The sequence below is a fragment of the Bacillus bingmayongensis genome (assembly GCF_000299035.1).
Taxonomy (GTDB): domain Bacteria; phylum Bacillota; class Bacilli; order Bacillales; family Bacillaceae_G; genus Bacillus_A; species Bacillus_A bingmayongensis.
On sequence record NZ_JH921535.1, the window covers coordinates 1 to 1,930 of the forward strand.

2 protein-coding genes and 1 pseudogene are annotated in these 1,930 nt (G+C 31.3%); all 3 read right to left on the reverse strand.

Annotated elements, in window-relative coordinates; genetic code table 11:
- Positions 1–50: 50 nt before the first annotated feature.
- Positions 51–284 (reverse strand): annotated as a pseudogene (locus Y7E_RS0128790) (DDE-type integrase/transposase/recombinase); the annotation flags it as partial.
- Between the two features lie 145 nt (positions 285–429).
- Positions 430–909, reverse strand: coding sequence for a GNAT family N-acetyltransferase (locus tag Y7E_RS0128795; RefSeq protein WP_017154503.1), 480 nt, complete (start codon positions 907–909; stop codon positions 430–432).
- Positions 910–1,072: 163 nt separating this feature from the next.
- Complete coding sequence (locus Y7E_RS0128800; protein ID WP_017154502.1) at positions 1,073–1,507, reverse strand: tubby C-terminal domain-like protein; 435 nt, start codon at positions 1,505–1,507, stop codon at positions 1,073–1,075.
- Positions 1,508–1,930 lie beyond the last annotated feature (423 nt).

Sequence of the window (1,930 nt, forward strand, 5' to 3'; positions counted from 1 at the left end):
TGAACAGTTTCTATACCTTTAATAGTACGTGAGGCATGGTGAAGACTTTAAAATCCTAAAGAACGAGAGAATCGATGTTTCACATGTCGGTAATTTTGTTCAATGATAGTATTGAGGTACTTGCTTGTACGATGAAAGGTATTTTTGTAAAGACCTATCTCCTTTAATTTTTTGAATGTGGAAGCTAAAGAAGGTGCCTTATCTGTCGTCAGAACCGTTGGAGACATATATCGATACAATTCTTCAGCAAATAAAGATAACTCTTGTTTTGGATGTGTATTCATAAAAAGCACGTTATTCCTTCTCATTCATATAAGAGAAGGAATAACGTGCTTTTACCTTTAAAAATAGAGCCTAAATGCTTAAGTTGATGGATGTGGGGCGGTACCTCTATTCAACAATCGCGCCCGATTCTTGAACAGTTAAAATTTAAATAAATACAGACATTTTAACCGTTTTGAAGGTATGACCAAAGAAAGATTCACTAAATTCTTCAACATGAGTAAATCCCTGTTTCCGATAAAATAATTCCGCTTGATGATTACCTTTTTCGAGATAGACTACTAATTCATCGCCACTTTGTAATTCATTTATTATTTTTTTTAAAAGAGTGCTGCCTAATCCTTTTGACTGAAATTTAGGATGGACATATATGGAAGAAAGATCATTCTCTTTTTCACTTCGATATAAGTTAGCAAATGCAATAATTTCATTTTCTATTTCTCCTACAAAAAAAACTGTTGTTTCAAGTTTGTGAAGAAGCTGATCTATTGAATAAGCCGTTTTTATATACTTTTCTTGAACTGGAACAGGGATAAGATTTTTATAAGCCTTTTTCCATGATATTTGAGCAACTTGTTGAATTGCAGAAAAGTCAGCTTTCGTAGCCTTCCTTATACTAATACTCATAAATTATCACCTCGCACATAGCCCAGCAACTTCCTTAACTAACACTACTTCTATCTTCTTAAGAAAACCCCTTCTTCCACTATCTGGATCGTTTGTTGAACAAGGAACAATGTATACTTTATACATGCCAGATTAACATAACGTCTCAAAAAGCGGAAGTTAATTACTCACCGACATAAAACAGAATTTGTGCAATACCCGTAAAAAATTCTGGTTCTTGTATAGGAGAATCCTCTTCTATCTCTAAGTATGTTTTAAACCATTCTGATGTCTTCATTCTCCACCTTGCCACTTCCTTACCTCGATAATAAAATTTTGCCCAATCCATTGGTGCTTTCTTTACTGTGAGTTCACAAGAATCAGATTTAATAAGAAGCTCAGGGGATATAACTTGCCAACTTTCATATGTTATAGAATATGTTTTTGAGGTTTTATGGTCTATCAGTGAATATTGTGTTTTACCCCACCTTGGAATTTTCTTCACTTGGTAATGCAGCTGTCCATCATTTGTAAAAACATCAAATTGTACAAAATAATCTCCACTTAAGAAGAAAGAACGTTCAGGTTTAACTAGAAAAACAAAAAGAACTTGTAGCAATCACTACAAGTTCTTTTTAAGGTTAAGGTGAATACAAGGGACAAACAAACCATTTCAACAGGCATATTAGAAAAACTAGGGGTGATACTTTGATAACTTTATTATATAACAAATATTAACATTCGAAGATTTTAATTTTGAAAATTTTGTGAATTAAGAAAGCCAAACGATTTATTATGTCTATATTCTTAAAAAAATCCATTTGTTCATTTTATACAAAATACTTTAAATCAATGTCTATATCATAATAAATTAGTAAAAATGTATGGATAGGTAAATAGAGAAGAATGTGGGATTCTTACCTAATATACTATGATTATATTCATGTTTAATAAATTATAATAATATGAATTTCATGTTATCACTAAATATAATTCTTAAAAACATGTAAAGCACTGACATTCGGACCATTTATTTTTGAAA